Here is a 19,843-nt window from a genome sequence, read left to right on the forward strand (position 1 = left end):
AACAATATCCAACAAATATTATGGATAATATTTTTGATTTATGCATCCCAATTATTTACCTGAATAAATTAAAAAAGCTTGAGTTTTACCGTCAAACTTTATATCTCTTATTCTTTTGGAACTTGAGTCAAATACAAATGTAAGTTCCTAATAACTCAAACTCCATCTGTGTAAATACTTAAAATTTAGTATGATTTATATTTTTTTGTTTGACTTGTTTGATTTAAAATCAAAACATCAAAAGCAAACAATTTAAACATTCAATAAATATTAATAAATAATAAATCAACAATATCACAAATATTAAAAAATCTTTAAAAATTTCTTGTGGGATGGGCATCCTTGCCCGTCCCAATACCGCAAGGGAAATCTCTTAGACCATTAAACTAACTTGAGTGACACCAACGCGCATCTCATGTTGACGTTTGACCCACTTATGACGAATTCTTTGACGTAATAAGCGGGCGCCAAAAAACATAATTGGACGAAAAAGATTGTATCTACGCAAAATTTCTGCTTGCTCTGCTTCTTCAGATTGAAGTTGCTGTGCGCGGATAATTTCTGGTTCACGTTCAGCTTGAATTTTTGCCAGCGCTATATCAAGTTCGGCGCCTGTAGCTTTGGCTTGTAATAATGGTACAAGATAATTAGCTGTCACAATTACATCGCGTAATGCAACATTAATACCCTGTGCGCGAATAGGTGACATTGGGTGTGCAGCATCACCAAGAAGTATTACACCAGGTGCATACCAAGAAGGACAACGACCGACTACCACCGATAATTTAATTGGTCTCTCGATAGTTTCTGCGTGGTTTATAATATGTCCTGCCATCCAAGCTGGCGCCACTGAAGCGATTAGAGGCGCCCATTGTGCAGGTTTTTGATCGATTTCATCTTGCGGAAACAATATCCAAGACAAATGTAACTTACCTTCTTCTGCTCCATGAAAAAGACCAAAGCTTCTATCTCCGTTAGAAACAGCGTAAAATATATTTTCGGATATAAACTTGGGACTATCGGCAAGTTTAAACCAAAGAATATCTATATCTTTGGGTTGCTTTTCTAAATGTAAACCCGCACGTTGACGTATAACCGAGTTACGACCATCTGCTCCAATTGTAATCGAGGCAAAAATCTCTCTACCATCTGCAAGTTTGACACCTGCTACCCGGTCATCAACTCGTAATAAATCTTTAACTGGAACTCCTTGAATAAACTCAAACTCAGGATATGCTTGAGCTTGTTCAATTAAAGCTGTTAGTAAAGGTGGTTGTGATACTAATGTACATGGTGGAAAGTTCGGCTCCATCGGTTCAGCAACACGAAAGAGTGTTTTTTTGCCTAAAATAACTTCCCAAGCGCTAAATTCTCGGTGCGGTATTTGCTGTAGTATCTCAGATAAACCCATCTGTTTGAGGGCATCTAGTCCACTAGGCATTAACCCCTCACCACGAAACACTCGATGAAAATCTGTAGTGGCTTCGACTAATGATACAGTAATGCCACGTTTGGCTAAAAGTAAAGCCAGTGAGGTGCCAGTTGGACCTGCCCCTACAATTACGACTTGCGGCATTACTGCATCTCCTTATAGAAACCTAGAAACCTGGTTTCTTTATTTAATCATACTAAGAGTCACGCCTTTGGTGAATATTTATCCCTAGTATTTCAAGTGCCAAGTAAAAAAGGAACTGTGAATTGGTGACTAAATAGCGTTTCCACAATCTACCAGGTTCTTGGAGTAATCGATAAAACCATTCCAATCCAACTTGCTGCATCCACAAAGGCGCCCTTCTTTTCGTACCAGCAATCACTTGAAAAGTCCCACCAACACCAATTGCTAGATTGACTCCCAATTGTGAAAAATTCTCTTGAATGAAATTTTCTTGTCGAGGAACACCCATTCCAACAATTAGAATTTGGGCTTGACTCTGCTTGATAGCTTCGACAATTTTTGGTGTTTCGCTATTAGAAAAATATCCATGATGAAAGCCACAAATATTTAATCTGTTGTACTTTTGCTGTAGTTTTTTGACTACAGTCTCAATAACTTCTGGCTCTGCTCCAAGCAAGAAGACATGAAAATCCTCTTTACTGGCAACTACTGCTAATCCCTCTACCAAATCGACTCCTGTGACTCGTTCGGGTATGGGCAGAGCAAACAATCTTGATGCCCAGACTATTGGTTGACCGTCAGCCACCACTAATGATGCATTATTAATAAAATTTCGCAAGTAATGATTTGAACGCATCATGATTGATATAGCCACATTGACAGTGGCAATATATCCTTGCTTCTCGTTCTTAATCCATTCACTTGCCCAGTCCAAAGTTTCATCAAAAGTAACAGTATCGTAAAAACAGTTCAATAACTTAATTCGATTCATACATTTGTTTTTATTAACATTAGTAAACCATCAATAAAAAACTTGGTTGCCCAATTTGGATAAGATAAACGTGTGTATTTACCCCAAATTGGTTGCGAACCCTTGATTCCACCCCGAATATTTAAATCTGATGTTTGAATGTCTTGACAAGACATAACATATTGCAAACTGGTCAAAGCTGCTTGGTAATAACGTCTATCTCCTTTAAGCTCAAATAGTTTTAGCCACAAAACTGCCATCTGACAGTTGCCTGTTAAGCAGCAATAGCTTTCGTCTGATTTACCACTACTGTCAATTTGACCTGGAATGAAACCATTCGAGTGCATTTTTGCCAACATCGCTTCTGAACCAAGAATTGCCGCGTCAATATATTTCTGTTCTTTCTGAATTATTCCTGATTCAAATAAACCTCTAAGAGCGTAAACAATATTATGAGTAAATGGAGCTGCATCTGCGGTAAAAGCACATTGGTCAAACCATCCATTTTTTTGTTGGCTAAGTCCCCAGTCTAAATTTGCATAAGCGACTTGCAAATATTCTGGCTTTGATTTTAAAGCATTTAACTCCAAAAGCGCCCATGCTACGCGCGTATTATAAACATGGGGTATACCTAAATGAGTATTACGAGTCCAGCGTCCACTACTGTCTGCAACCCTAACCAGCCAGTCAGAAGCGCGTTCTGCTGCTTGTAAAAAGCATAGTTCTTGCGTTTCTTGATAAGCTCGTACATATCCTAATAAAACTTGACCTGTATCAAAGACTATTCCTTCAGAACTATACCGTGTATTAGATACAGAACCGTCGGAATTTTGTATGTCACACAACCACCTAGCTATTTTGACTGCTCTGTCCCATGAGTCATTATCGTTTAACTGCTGTGCAAGATTAAAAAACGTCACAGCTATATAACCAGATGTTTCACGATAAGATGTTCGCCAACCACCTTTAAGCGAATAACCCCAACTAACTCCATCATCAAGCGATATGTCGTGCGCGCGTTTTAGCCAACTGACCGCAGCACTCAAATGTTTTTGCGGTTCGTCAATAACTGGCAAAGTCGCAAACATATCTTGCGTTGCCTTAGTTGCAAAACATTGTATAAGAGCTAATTGTTGATTAATTGCGGGTTCAGACTTTTTTAAAACCATAAACGTTACCAAATTAATGAATGTAAATCTTAGAAACCAGGTTTCTTTGTTGAAATCTTGTAAAAAAATAACTATTTCGCGTAGAAACCTGGTTTCTTAGCGTAAGTCCTGTTTAATTTAAAAAATCATGTTTTTATTCATCTATAATTATTTATACTTATGATTATTGACAACAATAGTCTTAATAGAATATATGTCGGATAAAACGATTTAGGTAAGTATTTTATAATAGTTATCCACTAAATCAGCTTTTTGTCTCCGCATTTAAGACCTGTAACTATATATATATTTAATCTTTGACAAATTTCATAAAGATACTATGAACTTATGTATAAATCTTTACATAGTTTTCTCTAGACAGATTTAATTTTTGGTGTAGTGTTTTGTGTTATATTTGTTACACATTCAACAATTCCGTAAATTGGATAAAACGAAATAGAATTGAAACTCAACTTACTTTTTGGTAAGCACAGAATTGCGAAGCACGGTAAACTTGATTTCTTAAGGTGTTTTAGCTATTTAACATGGCAACGATTAACGATAATTATCTCAAGCTCAAAGCTGGCTACCTGTTTCCAGAGATTGCACGTCGGGTGAATGCATTTGCAGAAACCAATGCTAATGCTAAAGTTATTCGATTAGGAATAGGTGACGTTACCGAACCATTGCCCGAAGCTTGTCGAACTGCGATGATTAAAGCAGTTGAGGACATGGGAAATCGAGACGATTTTAAAGGATACGGGCCTGAACAAGGTTATGCTTGGTTACGCGAGAAAATTGCCAAGCACGATTTTCAATCTCGTGGGTGTGATGTTGATGCTTCGGAGATTTTTATTTCGGATGGTTCTAAATGTGACTGCGGTAATATCTTAGATATTTTTGGCAATAATAATACCATTGCAGTTACAGACCCAGTATATCCTGTATACGTAGATACTAATGTAATGGCGGGTCATACGGGGGATGTGAACGAAAAAGGTGAGTATGGCGGTTTAGTTTATCTACCTATTTCTGCCGACAATAACTTTACTGCTGAAATTCCCTCACAGAAAGTTGATTTGATTTATCTTTGCTTCCCTAATAATCCGACAGGCGCCACAGCAAGTAAAGAGCATCTCAAAGCTTGGGTTGACTACGCACGTAGTAACGGTTCGATAATATTCTTCGATGCAGCTTACGAAGCATTTATTAGTGATCCAGATATTCCTCATTCTATTTATGAAATAGAAGGCGCCCGTGATTGTGCGATAGAATTTCGGTCATTCTCCAAAAATGCAGGTTTCACAGGAACGCGATGTGCCTTAACCGTTGTACCCAAAACATTAACAGGTTCTTCTGCCGACGGTTCCAGTGTAGAAATATGGAAACTTTGGAACAGGCGCCAGTCTACCAAATTTAATGGCGTATCTTATATAGTACAGCGAGGCGCCGAAGCAGTATATTCAGAAGAAGGCAAAGCCCAAACCAAAGCATTGATAGATTTCTACATGGAGAACGCAAAAATCATCCGTGAGAAACTCACAGAAGCTGGTATTTCTGTATACGGAGGTGTAAATGCACCTTACGTTTGGGTAAAAACACCCAATAGCCTATCAAGCTGGGACTTTTTCGACAAATTGCTGCACACGTGCAACGTTGTAGGAACACCAGGTTCCGGTTTTGGCGCCGCAGGTGAAGGATACTTCCGCATTTCTGCATTCAACAGCCGTGCTAACGTTGAAGAAGCAATGAAACGCATCACCGAAAAATTCCCAATCACATAATAAAAAATGTAGAGACGCGATTTATCGCGTCTCTACATTAAGATATATGACAAAATTCTTCCCATACGAAGATTACAATAAAAACTAATTCAAACAAAATATTACTACACCAACAATAGACATCAACCAGTATCATGTCTACACATCACACACAAGTAGTCAGTACCACTCCTGGTAGAACAAGATTAAGGGTATCAAATAAACGTCGTAACCAGGAAGAAATGGAACGCATTAGTACAAGTTTACAAGCGCCACGCTTTATTAACAGCGTCGAATACAACCATAAAACGGGCAGCATCCTTGTTCATCACGATACCCACGAACATGCCCTTGAGGCTATTAAGGATATTATGAAAAACCTGGGCATTGTTTTTGCTGATGTTACAGGCGCTAGTGAGTTAGTACAAGTGAACGATGAGAAAGAAGGTTCAGATTTACCCAGCGCTATTTATAATTTGAATCAAGAAATTCGCCAATTAACCAACGGTCTTGTGGACTTACGATTCGTATTACCGCTTGGATTATTTGCACTAGGCCTTATGCAACTGCAAGTTTACGGACTCCAATTAGAGTTAATGCCTTGGTACCTTTTGATTTACTTCGCATTTGAAACTTTCGTTAAACTTAATTTTAACCAGCAAGTTATATAAATGCTTGTCATGCTGAGTTCAGCATGACAATAATTCAAATGTCCTATACATACTAGAAACAGGCGCCATATTTAAATAAATTTATATTATTTAATAGTTGGATATTAGGTACATGTTGTTTGGTAGAGTAATGCTAACCTTTAAAGCGTGATAATCCTGAGCGTTAGCTATGAAAGTTATTCACGGCACTTGGATACCTGATGCTTCTACGGAATTTATTCAAGCAGGTTCGTTTTACCTGTGGGTTGAAACTCCTATTAAAACCCAAGCTAAAACGAATAAGAATATCCATCCAGGTCATTTATCAAAAGATGAATTAGTAAATTTTTTGATACAAGATGTAGGTATAAAAGAGACAGTCACAACTCTTAGTCAACGTATCTCTCCTAAATATTTTGCGTTACCAACTGCTCAAAATACGCCGCTTCCTTCTCCAGAAATGACAAGATATTTGGAAGAAGCTGATATTTTAGAATATGATAGTTTTAAATATTGGCAGGTTGATTGTTATAAGACTGTAGTTTCTGTTAAAGTCGGCGCCAAGTACTCGGATACTGTTAACATTGGTCAACTTCTTAATGAGATTCACTTTTTAGCACTATATAATACAAGTGATATTCAGCTTGGTTCAGATTTACTATTTTGGTACCACTATACCCAAGCTTTTAAGCAGGTTATTTTAAAAGACCATTATATTCCTGCTTTGAAATATCGACAGCGAGCGAAAAGCACTTTTGAAATTTACGCTACTTGGGAGATTATTTCTGAGGAGTATGAGAGTAATTTGAAAAGGTATGTTGAGTACATGCCATTGATTTGTGTTAGTGGTACTGAGGTACCACATTACGAGGATGTGCATTTTTTTGAGAGAGAAAGCTTATTGCGGCACTTTAGTGAGTATTTGCTTCATGATATCGTTACTCACACCCCTTCTACGGTTGCATTTGATAAGCAAATTGATGATTCTTTCGTTAATTACTGTTTTTATGCTCATAAATATAACCCGTTAAAAAGCGATGCGAGTTTGGAGGAGTTTAAGCAGTGGTCGGTATGGAGGCAAAAAATAACTCGTACTTCTCATGATGCTTCGTTCAATATAAGCTTCCAGTTACATTCTGCCCATCCTGATACAATTGATGATTGGTATATTCAGTTTTTAGTCGCTGATAAAAAAGACCCTTCGTTAAAATTAGCGCTTTCTGAATATTGGTCGATGAGTCCGAAAGACAAAACAAACGTTAGTAAAAAGTTTGGCGAAAATTTTGAAACTAATGTACTGCTGAACTTAGGATATGCTGCACGTATGTATCCTAAATTATGGCAGGGTATGGAAACAGAATATCCATGTCAACTACGAGTAAGTTTAGAAGAAGCGTTTGATTTTCTCAAAGAAAGTGCGTGGGTGTTGGAAGATGCTGGTTTTAAGGTGATTGTACCTGCTTGGTATACTCCCGCTGGGCGCCGACGTGCTAAAATTCGCCTTAAAGCATCAAATAAAGGAAAGTCTGCGAGTAAAGTTGATAATAAAGGATATTTTAGCTTTGACTCACTAGTGCAATATGAGTATCAACTGGCAATAGGGGAGCAGCAAGTTACACCCCAAGAATGGGAGCAATTAGTTAACGCTAAAACACCTTTGGTGCATTTCCGTGGTCAGTGGATGGAACTCGATAGAGATAAAATGCAGCAATTTTTGGAGTTTTGGCAATCTCATGGTGATGAGAAACCAGAAATGACGATGCTGGAGTTTTTACAGCGTACAGCACAAGAAGATGATTGGGAAGTTGAACACGACGAGTTTTTATCGTCGATGATGTCTAAATTACATGATAAAAGTAAGTTTGAACCAATTTCTGATTTAGCGCAACTCCAAGGAACTTTACGCGAATATCAAAAGCGGGGTGTATCGTGGTTAAGTTATTTAGAAAATTTAGGATTAAATGGTTGTCTTGCCGATGATATGGGACTTGGCAAGTCTTTGCAAGTAATTGCACGACTTATTCAAGAACGGGAAAATAGTAATGGTAGTAAGAGCTTGTTACCCACATTATTAATTGCTCCAACTTCAGTTGTAGGAAATTGGCAGCGAGAAATTGCAAAGTTTGCTCCACATCTTAAAGTTATGGTACATCACGGCGCCAGTCGTAATCAACATGAGGTATTCAAAACTCTGTGTTTACAGTACGATGTTGTAATTACTTCGTTTACCCTCGCGCGTAAAGATGAAAAGTTATTAAGTGGGTTTGAATGGCAGCGAGTTGTACTGGATGAAGCACAAAATATCAAAAATCCCAAAGCTGCACAAACTAAAGCCATTTTAAAACTTCATGCCAAACATCGTTTAGCTTTAACAGGAACACCTGTAGAAAATAGATTATTAGACTTATGGTCAATTTTTAACTTTTTGAACCCAGGATATTTAGGTAAAGAAGCACAGTTTCGGAAATCGTTCGAGATTCCAATTCAAAAAGACAATAGCAAAGTAAAATCTACTACTTTAAAAAAGCTAGTAGAACCCTTAATATTACGGAGAGTGAAGACAGATACATCAATTATCAACGATTTACCCGATAAAGTCGAACAAAAGCTTTATACGAATTTAACCAAAGAACAAGCTTCATTATATGAGGCAGTTGTTAAAGATGTAGAAGATAAAATCGAGAATATAGAAGGTATTGAACGTAAAGGTTTGATACTAGCAACATTAATGAAGTTGAAGCAAATTTGTAATCACCCAGCACAATTTTTACAAGATGGCAGTGAATTTTTACCAGAACGTTCGCATAAACTAAGTCGTTTAGCAGAAATGGTAGAAGAAGCTATCGCAGAAGGTGAAAGCTTGCTAATATTCAGCCAATTTACAGATATATGTGAAGCCTTAGAAAAACGCATTAAACAGGCAATTCATTGTAACACGTACTATTTACATGGGGGAACAGGGCGCCAGCGTCGAGAAAAAATGATAGCAGAATTTCAAGACCCAGAGACAGAACCATCAGTATTTATACTTTCGCTCAAAGCAGGAGGAGTTGGAATTACACTAACCAAAGCAAACCATGTTTTTCATTATGACCGTTGGTGGAACCCAGCAGTAGAAGACCAAGCAACCGACAGAGCATTTCGGATAGGTCAAAAAAAGAATGTTTTTGTGCATAAGTTTGTAGCAATAGGCACATTAGAAGAAAAAATAGATTCGATGATAGAAGATAAAAAGAAACTATCTTCTGCGGTAGTGGGTAGTGATGAGTCTTGGTTGACTGAATTAGATAACGAAGCATTTAAACAACTAATTGCATTAAATAAAAGCGCGCTATTGGAGTAGAATATGAGTAAATTTTCGCGAACTTGGTGGGGTACACGTTTTATTGATGCGCTAGAATCATTTACCGATTCAGGTAGATTGCAACGTGGTCGCTCTTATGCGAGTGGAGGCAAGGTTAAGAGCTTCGAGATAGATAGTAATAAAATCACAGCAAAAGTGAGAGGTTCAGTAAATCCTTATTTTGGTGTTTATAAAGAACCAACGTACAACATTACTATCGAAATTACACCCATTGCAAAAGCTCGTTGGAACGAAGTTATCAAACAAATATCATCCAAAGCAAGCATTGTTTCTAGATTGATGCTAAATGAAGTCCCAGAAAACATCGAAGATACTTTTTCTAATTTAGGGTTGCATTTATTGCCATATAGCGATAGAGACTTTAAAACCAGATGTTCCTGTCCAGATTCTGCTAATCCCTGTAAACACATAGCTGGAGTATATTATTTAGTTGCTTCTCAACTAGACGAAAACCCATTTCTCTTATTTGAACTGCGAGGATTGTCAAAAACTGAACTGCAAGAAAAGCTAGCGAAAACACCTTTAGGAAAAGTCTTGTCCGAAGAATTAAATGTGAAAGAGTTCGTAATCGAAGCTTCAGCTTCGCTCTACACCAAACTAGAAAAGCAAGTAATTAATGAAAAACCAAGCATTCGGGAATTTTGGCTAGGTACTAAGCGATTACCGCAAACTATTGACATTAAAGCAAGCAGCAGTGTTTCTGCAATTGTCATTAAAAAGCAAGGTGATTTTCCTCCTTTTTGGCACAAAGATAACTCATTTATCGAAACGATGGAGGAATTATATAAACGGGTAAAGAATAAACAAAATTTGATTTAAAACCACCTGGCAACGGATTATAAACGGATGTAACGGATAGGTTATTTTATTAATTGTCATGCTGAGGAACGTTAACGCAGTTTTCCCGCAGGGTAGCATCTTCAACTGTCATGCTGATAAACGTTAACGCAGTTTTCCCGCAGGGTAACATCTTCAACTGTCATGCTGATAAACGTTAACGCAGTTTTCCCGCAGGGTAGCATCTTCAACTATCATGCTGATAAACGTTAACGCAGTTTTCCCGCAGGGTAACATCTTCAACTGTCATGCTGAGGAACGTTAACGCAGTTTTCCCGCAGGGTAGCATCTTCAACTGTCATGCTGAGGAACGAAGCATCTTAAAGATTTTTACTCTATTTTGCATTGAATTATCATTTGATACTTAAAGCGATTGACCCAATGATGGTTTAGGTAGCGTAGTTGCCTGTTCCTAGGTTTATTAATACTCATAATCATTAAAATAGCCTCAAATATTAAGCTATTCAAATCAAAAACCTCTTAACCATTTTGGTATTGAAGTATCAAACCTAGAGCATTCGGTTGAGTTCTACCGCACCGTAACTGGTGAAAATCCAGTAGATAGCGGCACTTGGGAAAGCTTGGGACTAGGTATGGCTACTGGCGCCGGACAATCTGCTAAAATTACATTGGGCTGCTGCTCGTCTTACCAACGTTAATATCGATTAGTGCTTTTCTAAGCGGGCTTCCAAAAATTAAATTTTCTCAAAATCAAAGGACGTGCATTCTCTTCCCGTTTTATATCAACGGGTGAAGATGCTTCCTTCGTCAGCATGACATAGAAGTTAAATAAAAGTGGAGCCAAGCGGGATCGAACCGCTGACCTCTACAATGCCATTGTAGCGCTCTACCAACTGAGCTATGACCCCGTAATTTTTTCATTATACCTTAAATATTTGCTCTGATGTCAATAAAATGCGACTTAAAATCTCAGTTATGTTGATGCCTTATGTGTTGGATGAGAATAATTAATCGCACTGACAATAAATATTTATATAAGAATATTTAGATATGATTACGCATTTACAGTTGTAGCAGATAGGTCATGCAGTGACCCATTAAGAAGTAAACAACGAGCATTCCTGCGGCAGCCATTGCTACCAGCCCTCCAGCTAGCATTAGGGAAAATTCCTTGTGTTCTACTGCTTTTTCCATAAGGTGTAGCGACCAGGCAACCAGCGCTACATCAAAAATTAATATAGGTATTAACATTTTTCTTAATAAAAGTTATTTCTTCTTCATCAAGCTTAACACTAATTTCGATAAGTGTGTCTAACCACGCTGTGGTGGTTAGATTTTAAGCAAGATACCAGGACTACATTCGGATGGGAACTTTATTGTCGTTGAGATAATTTTTGATTTGGCTTACAGTTAGTTGTCCGTAATGTAAAAGTGATGCTAGTAAGGCAGCTTCGGCTTTACCCTCGGTTAGTGCTTGGTGGATGTGTTCGCAAGTTCCGGCGCCACCAGAGGCAACAACAGGAATTTGGACTCTAGTCGCGATAGCACGGGTAAGCTCTAAGTCGTAACCTGCTTGGGTGCCATCAGCGTCCATACTTGTAATTAATAATTCCCCGGCGCCACGTTTTTCAAGTTCTTGTGCCCAAGTGAGAGCATCAATACCTGTATTTTCTCTGCCACCCCTCACATAAACATCCCAACCTGGGTTTTCTGAGCTTTGCCTCCTTCGGGCATCGATTGCAACTACTATGCACTGATTACCGAAACGGTCACTAGCACGATTGATAAAATCAGGGTCGCGTACTGCCGCAGAATTAATACTAACCTTATCCGCCCCCGCTCGTAACAAATTTTTAACATTTTCTAAGGATTGAATACCACCACCTACAGTTAGAGGAATAAATACCTGCTCTGCGGTTCGGTAAACAACATCAATAATTGTGCCTCTATCTTCATGAGTCGCTGTAATATCAAGAAACACTAACTCATCGGCGCCTGCCTCGTTGTAGACCTTCGCTAGTTCCACGGGGTCACCCGCATCTTTGAGGTTGACAAAGTTAACTCCTTTCACAACTCGTCCCGCTTTGACATCCAGACACGGTAGAATCCTTTTAGCTAGCATGAGAATTTTTTACACTCCGAACGTATTTGCCCGACTTAAAATTGTAAATAAATTTTAAAGTGACGAGCTACCACAAAAAAAAATTATTTTAAATTCTCATTCCCAACCATCAAGTTACTGACCACCAACCGTACTATGGCTATCATCTCCTCAAGACAACAGTCACAGAACCCTGACGAGCCACAACCAAAACGCCAAAAACGTCCAAGGGAGTCCAAAAAAGCATCAGAGCAAACACCATCGTTGGCGCCATCCGAGGTGTCAACAGAAAATGCTCTATTGCAACCCGAAGCAAAAGTAGACGAACAAGGCAAACAAGAAGATAGTATTCGTCCACATCGCTTTAGTGACTATATCGGTCAAAAAGATTTAAAAGATGTATTAGAAATAGCAATTAAAGCAGCAAAATCACGTAACGAAGTTCTCGACCATTTATTACTATATGGGCCACCTGGACTTGGTAAAACTACGATGGCGATGATACTGGCATCAGAAATGGGCGTTGGCTGTAAAATTACCAGCGCACCTGCTTTAGAGCGTCCCCGTGATATTGCAGGATTGCTAATTGGCTTAAAACCTGGCGATGTATTATTTATCGATGAAATTCACCGTTTATCGCGAATGGCTGAAGAAATTTTATACCCAGCGATGGAAGATTATCGCCTTGATATCACTGTTGGTAAAGGTACAACCGCTAAAACTCGCAGTATACCCCTAGTAAAATTTACTTTAGTCGGCGCCACAACAAGAGTCGGAGCATTAACCTCACCACTTCGCGATAGATTTGGTTTAGTGCAAAAACTGCGCTTCTATGAACCAGAAGAACTTAGCAAAATAGTTATCCGTAGCGCTCAACTACTTAACACTCCCATAAACTCTGAAGGCGCACAAGAAGTCGCTCGTCGTGCGCGTGGAACACCACGTATAGCCAATAGATTACTAAGACGTGTACGTGATTATGCGGAAGTAAAAGAATGTGGTGAAATAACAAAAGTTGTCGCAGCCGAAGCACTCGAACTATTTCAAGTAGACCCATGTGGCTTAGACTGGACAGACCGTAAAATGTTGAGTGTAATAATTGAACAATTTAACGGAGGCCCAGTTGGAATAGAAACAATAGCAGCTGCAACAGGCGAAGATACACAAACAATAGAAGAAGTATACGAACCATACCTCATGCAAATAGGTTACTTAAGCCGAACACCACGCGGCAGAACAGCCACACAAGCAGCATACAAACACATGGGCTTTAAACAAGGTTCATCCTCAGAACAGCTATCCCTTCTGTAGGTTGGGTGGAGGAACGGAACCCAACACCTATTACAAGCTCGGATGTTGGGTTACGCAAAGCCTCCACCCAACCTACAATCGCGTCTCTACTGCATAATAATTAAAGTTGAAAGATAATTAAAACAAATGGTCAAGTTAATCGCTGTTATCTTAAGCATATTTTTATTATTCGGATGGAGTACACCTGCTATAGCGCAATCCCAAGCAAACCTAACCCCCGAACAAATACAACTGCGCGATGAACTCGGAAACAAAGCTTTTGCCGCAACAGACAAAGGAGACTTCGCGACCGCAGAAAACTACTGGACGCAGATGCTCGAACAAGACCCCACAAATGCAGCAGTTTGGAGTAATCGCGGAAACTCGCGCGTCAGTCAAAATAAATTACAAGAAGCTCTTGTAGATTATAATAATGCAGTTAAACTGGCGCCGAACGTAACAGACCCATATTTAAATCGTGGTACAGCATTAGAAGGCTTAGGACGTTGGGAAGAAGCCATCGCTGACTATAATCATTTACTAGAAATCGATCCCAACGATGCAATGGGATACAACAACCGAGGTAATGCTGAAGCAGGTTTAGGAAAATGGCAAGAAGCTATCGCTGACTACAAAAAATCAGCAGATATTGCACCTAACTTCGCTTTCGCCCGTGCCAACTATGCTCTAGCATTATACGAATCAGGCCAAAAAGACGAAGCAATCCACCAAATGAAAAATATTCTTCGTAAATATCCCAAATTCGCCGACGTGCGTGCTTCAATTACAGCAGCACTATGGGAAAAAGGTCAACAAGGAGAAGCAGAAAGTAACTGGGTTGCCGCAGTCGGTCTTGATCCCCGTTACAGAGATATAAACTGGGTTAAAAACGTCCGTCGTTGGTCTCCCAGCATGGTCAGCGCATTAGAAAAATTTCTAAAATTACAATAGTACATATTTACCAGCAAGCAAAAATCTTGTGAGAATCTTGTGGGGTGGGCATCCTTGCCCGCCCTTTATATTGCTCAGTGTTTATCCCGTAAATTTTTGACCATAATTTAAGATTATTATCTCTAGCATTGCATAAATTTCTTAATGCTACTCCTATTAATAAGAACGTAGACAATTATCTTAGCTAGGAAAATAGTGTTTATGCTTAATTTGGAATAAAAGAGCAAATAGGAAGCGGTAATAACTTAACACTGCTTATTGTTTAGCTTTCTTTTAAGATTCCCGAATTTTTTAAGAAGTCGGGAATCTACTTACCCCCAAAATGACAGTTTATACATTGCAGTTAATAGGTTAATTATCTTCCAGCTGCTTTAATATTGGGTTTAAGATGGCTAGGTGAAGTTGGTTTCGTGTGTCTAACTGCGTATACCGTCTTTGGATAGGCGCCCATTGCTGCCATAATTGATGACGTTTGTCAACTAGCAAACTTGTGAAAGTTGGGAGTTTTTCTGTAAAGTTTTCACCGAACACATCGACTAACCAGTCTTCTAAGACATCACTATCATGAATTTCTCCTAATATATCTTGGATATTTTTAACTTCGATAAGATGCTCTGCGTAGGTTTCACCGTAAAATTCGGTGAATAATTCCATTTGATAACGTAGACGTTTAGCTTGTTTGCGTAGACTATGCAAAACCTCGTGGTTAGAATTCAAACTTTGCTCTACGTCTGTACTCGTCATTCCCTTCGGATAACTTCTCAATAAAGAGGTTGACGTGGAAACACCATTATTACTTCCTAATGGTGTTCCAAATTGCCAACCTGGATGTAAAAAGAAGTAACTTACCTCTGGTAGAAGCAAGTCGGGTAACACTAAATCTATTGATAGCGGCGCCGATTCTTGGTATCTTGGTTCTTCGAGCCAATGGTCAAGTGAAGTTTTGAGCGATTTGTAGCGTCCATCTTTAAGTGTTGCTTTTACATCAGTCAATGCTTGCTCACGTTGCTTGTCGATAGCATTGAATGCTTTTTCTAAATGCTTGAGTTCTTCAGGTGGTAAATGAGGCTGGAAATTCTTGACTACAGATTCTTTTAGTACATCTAAGTCTCTTAGATTACCCAGGCGGCGTGCTATTTTACCAATGTTACGGTCTGTAACAGCTTTTGGTAAATTCACGACGAATCCAAACCGACTAACTACAGTGCGTAGGCGCCGCATTCCTACCCGCATTTGATGCAACGCTTCTGGGTCTTCATCCTTTTTGACTGTTTTTTCCCACTTTAAGGTTTTTTTGAAGTGCTTTTGAATTGCCTGGTAAGCATAGTCTCCAAGGGTTTTGACAACAGTTTGAGTTGCTAGTGTCATAAAATCACGCCTGATTAGGTTTTCGTAGAAGTTCTAAAATGAAATAAGCCCAAATAAAACCTTCTATTCTCTTTGGATAAGTTATTTGTGCTTATTAATACAAATAATTTATTCCATAACAAATAATACTATTTAATTTACAGAATATTTTAAATCTACCTTAAGTCGTATATTTACTTTACTATATTTATTAGTGGTACAAATTTGTTTAAATATAATTTATGTCTCTTAATATTCATTGTTTATAAAATAAAGTAAAATAAATTACACGCTTTTTATTCTTATAATTTTAAATTCATGCGCGATGCTTAAGAACCAATCAATCCAGACAATTCTACTGAGCTTTAACGAGAGTTTTAAAGAACACCGAGAAGACACTTCGGCAGTTTTACTACAAGCCGGAAAACATTTGTGGCTAGGTTCTGATGAAACATCTACTATTGAGCGTTTAAGCAAAATTGATACCAGTAATTTTGGTGAACACAAGCAGTATCAAGTTACAGATTTTATCGATTTACCAGCAGCATCTGATAAAGAAATTGACATCGAAGGGCTAGCATATAGTGATTATTATCTGTGGTTCGTTGGTTCTCATAGCTACAAGCGCAAAAAACCAAAACCCGACAAATCTGATATTAAAAATGTAGACAGATTAGCAACTATCGAAACAGAACCAAACCGTTACATCCTTGGACGTATACCTCTCGTAAATGGAGAGTTATTTGCTTCATGCTCACATCCTGAAGATTCAACTCAACAATTAAGTGCAGCTAAATTAGAATTAACACCAACAGGCAATGTGTTAATTGATGCTTTAACTCAAGACTCTCATCTCGGCGCCTTTATCAAAGCACAAATTCCGGGCAAAGACAACGGTTTTGATATTGAAGGTATCGAAGTTGAACGTAATCGAGTTTTTCTTGGTTTGCGTGGGCCAGTTTTACGCGGTTGGGCAGTCATGTTAGAACTAGAATTAGAAGTATTGAGTACAGAAGTATTCAAATTAGTACAAGTAGGAGATAGTTTCTATAAGAAGCATTTTTTATATTTAAACGGTTTAGGAATTCGTGATATATGTCGTGATGGCAGCGATTTATTAATTTTAGCTGGGCCGACAATGGATTTAGATGGGCCAGTACAAGTTTATAGATTGTGCGATGGTTTTAATTTACAACAAAATGTTTTACACCGTCCTGAAGTTGTACTTGATATTCCTTATGGAAAGCGAGATGACCATGCGGAAGGAATGACATTATTTCAACAAGTACTAGGAAAGCCTTCATTATTAGTCGTATATGACTCACCATCGAAAACGAAGAGAGTTGTTGGAGATGCAGGTATGTTAGCAGATGTGTTTGAATTATGAGGGGCGGGTTTAGGATATTTTTAATTATAACTAGGATATCGGTTAACCCGCCCGTACAGGAGTTATAATTAAGTCTTTAATAGCTTTTAGTAGATTTATGGGTTCGATTGGTTTGGCGATATGTCCTTGGAATCCTGCTAAAGAAGCTTGCTGTTTATTATAATCTCCTGCGTATGCTGTTAAAGCTATTGCTGGTATTTGTCCTCCTTGTTGCGGCGCCAATGTTCTGACTTGTTGTAGTAACATATAACCATTCATTTCTGGCATTCCAATATCACTAATTAGTATATTTGGCAACCACTGCGTTAATGTTGCTAATGCTTGTTTTGCTCCATCTGCTGCAATGACTTCGGCACCTGCTTGTTCTACTATAAATTTTACTAGTTCTCGTGAATCGGTTTCATCATCGACTACTAAAATTTTAATACCGTTTAAATTGAGCGATGACTCGGATGTTTTTGATACTACTTCTTCAGTTGACTCTGTTTTTACTAACGGTAATTTAATCGCAAAAGTTGCACCCATTCCTTCACCTGGACTATCTGCACAAACCGTACCACCGTGTAATTCCACAAGGTGACGCACAATAGCAAGTCCTAATCCTAATCCCCCAAACATGCGTGTTGTTGAACTATCTGCTTGCCGAAAGTAGTGTTGTTTTCAATATTTAATTCAGTACTCAGCACTTTATACTCAGTACTTTCTACTCTTTGAGGTATCCAACTTGATGCTTCTTCTATGTATGCTGTTGCTTTTGTTGCAGTGGAACTAAACGCGCGTTTGGTACCTATATGTTCTGGTGCCAAATGTTTACATCCGAGTGGAATTGATATAGTAAAACTTGTGCCTTGGTCAACAACGCTAGTTACATTAATTGTTCCACCATGTAAAAGTACTAACTCATTAACTAATGATAGACCAATTCCTGAACCTTCAAACGAACGACCTCTGGCGGCACTGACTCGATGAAACCGTTCAAATATATGTGTTAACTCCGATTTTTGTATACCTGTTCCTGTATCTCGTACTTCTAACTCAATGTGGTCATTTAATTGACGTAATACAACAGCTATTTCTCCTTCAAAAGTGAATTTAAAGGCATTGGAAAGCAGGTTAAGGACAATTTTTTCCCACATTTCCCGGTCTACATACACGGGTTCTGTTAATTTTTGACAATCTATAATTAAACGCATACCAACCCGTTCAACCGTAGACCGAAACATGCTTGCTAAATCTGCGGTGAAGGTTGCCAGGTCGGTTGGTTCGTATACTACCTGAATACGTCCTGCTTCTATACGAGAAAAATCAAGTAAAGTGTTTACTAATTTCAACAAGCGTAAACTATTACGCTGCACCACTTCAATTCGTTCTTGTTGTCGTGGTGGTAAAGGTACATCAGTATCTGTTAATGCATCTTCCACAGGACTCAACATTAAAGTGAGTGGAGTTCTAAATTCATGACTAACGTTGCTAAAGAAAACGGTTTTAGCACGGTCAATTTCTGCTAACGCTTCTGCACGCTTACGTTCTTCTTCATATGCTTGTGCGCTAGCAATACTGGCAGCAATAGTATTTGAAACAAGCTCGAAAAATCTTTTATAATTACTATCTAAGAGTCTAAATGGATTTAAGCCAGCAATTAATATTCCGGCTTTACCTGTTTTTCCAGATGGTAATATTGGTACAACAACGGCTTGTGATGGTTCTTTATTCCAGGCGCCGTGCGGTAAATTATTATAATGTGCTTCTAAATTAGAGATTAAACTGATTTGCTGCGATTCGATTACTTCAGCAAACGACCATATAGAGTTTTCATCGATATCTATTGTCTGTAAAGCTATTGGATGTGCATTAATATTACTAGTAGTTCCAGCTAAAATCAGGCGCCTGGTATCTGCGTCAATAAGATAAATTAGCGCGAAGGGAATATCATAAGGATTGCTATCTAAAGATTTTATACTCAGCGTACAGGCTGTATCGAACGTGCGCGCATTTGCTGTACTAGCCGCTAACGAACGCAATAATGCTAACTGACGCTCACCAATCATGCTCTGCGTATTGTCTGTGTTAGCACAAAAAATACCACCCGTGCCACCTTGGTCATTAGGAACAGGACTATAAGAAAATGTATAATAAGTTTCCTCTGGATAACCGTTGCGCTCCATAATCAGCAGCAACGATTCATCATAAGTCCCCTCATTATTAAGCATCGCTGATGCTGCTCTTGGAGCAATTTGTTCCCAAATTTCGCGCCACACATGCGAGGCAGGTTGTCCGAGTGCTTCTAGGTGTTTTCCACCTACAATGCTTTTGTAGGCATCATTATAAAGATTGATAAGTTCATCACCCCACCAAATAAACATTGGTTGACGCGAAGTCAACACTATCCGTACCGAGGTTTTAAGACTTTGCGGCCAACTCTCAACGGCGCCTAACGGTGTTTGTGACCAATCATACGCGCGCATGAGTTGACACATCTCACCATTGCCAGCAAATAAGCTTTCAGAATCACTCGGTGCGGACATTTCAACTCTTTACTGATAAAGTCAATTATATGTATAACATAAAATTATATAATTCAAATCCTTCCAACCCACATCTATCGTTGGATATGTGACACTTCCAAATCAAAAAGTCTCCACTCACTTCTTGTGGAATGGGCTTCTTGTGGAATGGTC

The 19,843-nt window shown here is 38.6% G+C and carries 14 protein-coding genes, 1 tRNA gene and 1 pseudogene; 7 read left to right on the top strand and 9 right to left on the bottom strand.

Annotated elements, in window-relative coordinates:
• Positions 1-373: 373 nt before the first annotated feature.
• Genes DSM106972_RS32675 through DSM106972_RS32685 form a run of 3 tightly spaced genes read right to left on the bottom strand, consistent with a single transcriptional unit; the run spans position 374 to position 3,535 of the window.
• Entirely contained in the window at positions 374-1,576 is a 1,203-nt protein-coding gene (locus DSM106972_RS32675; protein WP_127084603.1) for an FAD-dependent monooxygenase, read from the bottom strand.
• A gap of 52 nt (positions 1,577-1,628) precedes the next feature.
• Complete coding sequence (locus DSM106972_RS32680) at positions 1,629-2,387, bottom strand: WecB/TagA/CpsF family glycosyltransferase (RefSeq protein ID WP_127084604.1); 759 nt, start codon at positions 2,385-2,387, stop codon at positions 1,629-1,631.
• Complete coding sequence (locus tag DSM106972_RS32685) at positions 2,384-3,535, bottom strand: prenyltransferase/squalene oxidase repeat-containing protein (RefSeq protein ID WP_127084605.1); 1,152 nt, start codon at positions 3,533-3,535, stop codon at positions 2,384-2,386. The genes DSM106972_RS32680 and DSM106972_RS32685 overlap by 4 nt, the downstream gene beginning before the upstream one ends.
• Before the next feature lie 524 nt (positions 3,536-4,059).
• Here DSM106972_RS32685 and DSM106972_RS32690 point away from each other — a divergent pair.
• The 4 genes from DSM106972_RS32690 (at position 4,060) to DSM106972_RS32705 (ending at position 10,110) form a co-directional block, all read left to right on the top strand.
• On the top strand, positions 4,060-5,298 hold the full coding sequence (locus tag DSM106972_RS32690) for an LL-diaminopimelate aminotransferase (protein WP_127084606.1): 1,239 nt from the start codon (positions 4,060-4,062) through the stop codon (positions 5,296-5,298).
• Positions 5,299-5,432: 134 nt separating this feature from the next.
• Complete coding sequence (locus DSM106972_RS32695; protein WP_127084607.1) at positions 5,433-5,948, top strand: HMA2 domain-containing protein; 516 nt, start codon at positions 5,433-5,435, stop codon at positions 5,946-5,948.
• Positions 5,949-6,117: 169 nt separating this feature from the next.
• The gene (locus DSM106972_RS32700; protein ID WP_127084608.1) at positions 6,118-9,270 is read left to right on the top strand and encodes a DEAD/DEAH box helicase; all 3,153 of its coding nucleotides are present in this window, start codon (positions 6,118-6,120) and stop codon (positions 9,268-9,270) included.
• Positions 9,271-9,273: 3 nt separating this feature from the next.
• On the top strand, positions 9,274-10,110 hold the full coding sequence (locus DSM106972_RS32705) for an SWIM zinc finger family protein (protein ID WP_127084609.1): 837 nt from the start codon (positions 9,274-9,276) through the stop codon (positions 10,108-10,110).
• Positions 10,111-10,924: 814 nt separating this feature from the next.
• Here the strand turns inward: DSM106972_RS32705 and DSM106972_RS32710 are convergent.
• The 3 genes from DSM106972_RS32710 to hisF form a co-directional block, all read right to left on the bottom strand.
• Positions 10,925-10,997, bottom strand: a tRNA-Ala gene (locus DSM106972_RS32710).
• Positions 10,998-11,151: 154 nt separating this feature from the next.
• On the bottom strand, positions 11,152-11,340 hold the full coding sequence (locus DSM106972_RS32715; RefSeq protein ID WP_073622738.1) for a hypothetical protein: 189 nt from the start codon (positions 11,338-11,340) through the stop codon (positions 11,152-11,154).
• Positions 11,341-11,443: 103 nt separating this feature from the next.
• The gene (gene hisF / locus DSM106972_RS32720) at positions 11,444-12,211 is read right to left on the bottom strand and encodes an imidazole glycerol phosphate synthase subunit HisF (RefSeq protein WP_127084610.1); all 768 of its coding nucleotides are present in this window, start codon (positions 12,209-12,211) and stop codon (positions 11,444-11,446) included.
• A gap of 135 nt (positions 12,212-12,346) precedes the next feature.
• Between hisF and ruvB the strand changes: the two genes are divergently transcribed.
• Entirely contained in the window at positions 12,347-13,501 is a 1,155-nt protein-coding gene (gene ruvB / locus DSM106972_RS32725) for a Holliday junction branch migration DNA helicase RuvB (protein WP_127084611.1), read from the top strand.
• A 126-nt stretch (positions 13,502-13,627) separates the two neighbouring features.
• On the top strand, positions 13,628-14,431 hold the full coding sequence (locus tag DSM106972_RS32730) for a tetratricopeptide repeat protein (protein ID WP_127084612.1): 804 nt from the start codon (positions 13,628-13,630) through the stop codon (positions 14,429-14,431).
• Between the two features lie 351 nt (positions 14,432-14,782).
• On the opposite strand, the gene DSM106972_RS32735 is transcribed toward DSM106972_RS32730, so the two are convergent.
• Positions 14,783-15,799 (bottom strand): CHAD domain-containing protein, encoded by a 1,017-nt coding sequence (locus tag DSM106972_RS32735; protein WP_127084613.1) that lies wholly within the window; start codon positions 15,797-15,799, stop codon positions 14,783-14,785.
• A gap of 304 nt (positions 15,800-16,103) precedes the next feature.
• Between DSM106972_RS32735 and DSM106972_RS32740 the strand changes: the two genes are divergently transcribed.
• Entirely contained in the window at positions 16,104-17,165 is a 1,062-nt protein-coding gene (locus tag DSM106972_RS32740; protein ID WP_127084614.1) for a DUF3616 domain-containing protein, read from the top strand.
• A 42-nt stretch (positions 17,166-17,207) separates the two neighbouring features.
• Here the strand turns inward: DSM106972_RS32740 and DSM106972_RS55930 are convergent.
• Positions 17,208-17,816 (bottom strand): annotated as a pseudogene (locus tag DSM106972_RS55930) (ATP-binding response regulator); the annotation flags it as partial.
• Positions 17,768-19,690: a sensor histidine kinase gene (locus tag DSM106972_RS32745; protein WP_459178366.1), complete on the bottom strand. Its 1,923-nt coding sequence runs from the start codon at positions 19,688-19,690 to the stop codon at positions 17,768-17,770. The gene DSM106972_RS32745 and the pseudogene DSM106972_RS55930, both read right to left, overlap by 49 nt.
• Between the last annotated feature and the right edge of the window lie 153 nt (positions 19,691-19,843).

The organism is Dulcicalothrix desertica PCC 7102 (assembly GCF_003991905.1).
In the GTDB taxonomy this organism is placed as follows: domain Bacteria; phylum Cyanobacteriota; class Cyanobacteriia; order Cyanobacteriales; family Nostocaceae; genus Dulcicalothrix; species Dulcicalothrix desertica.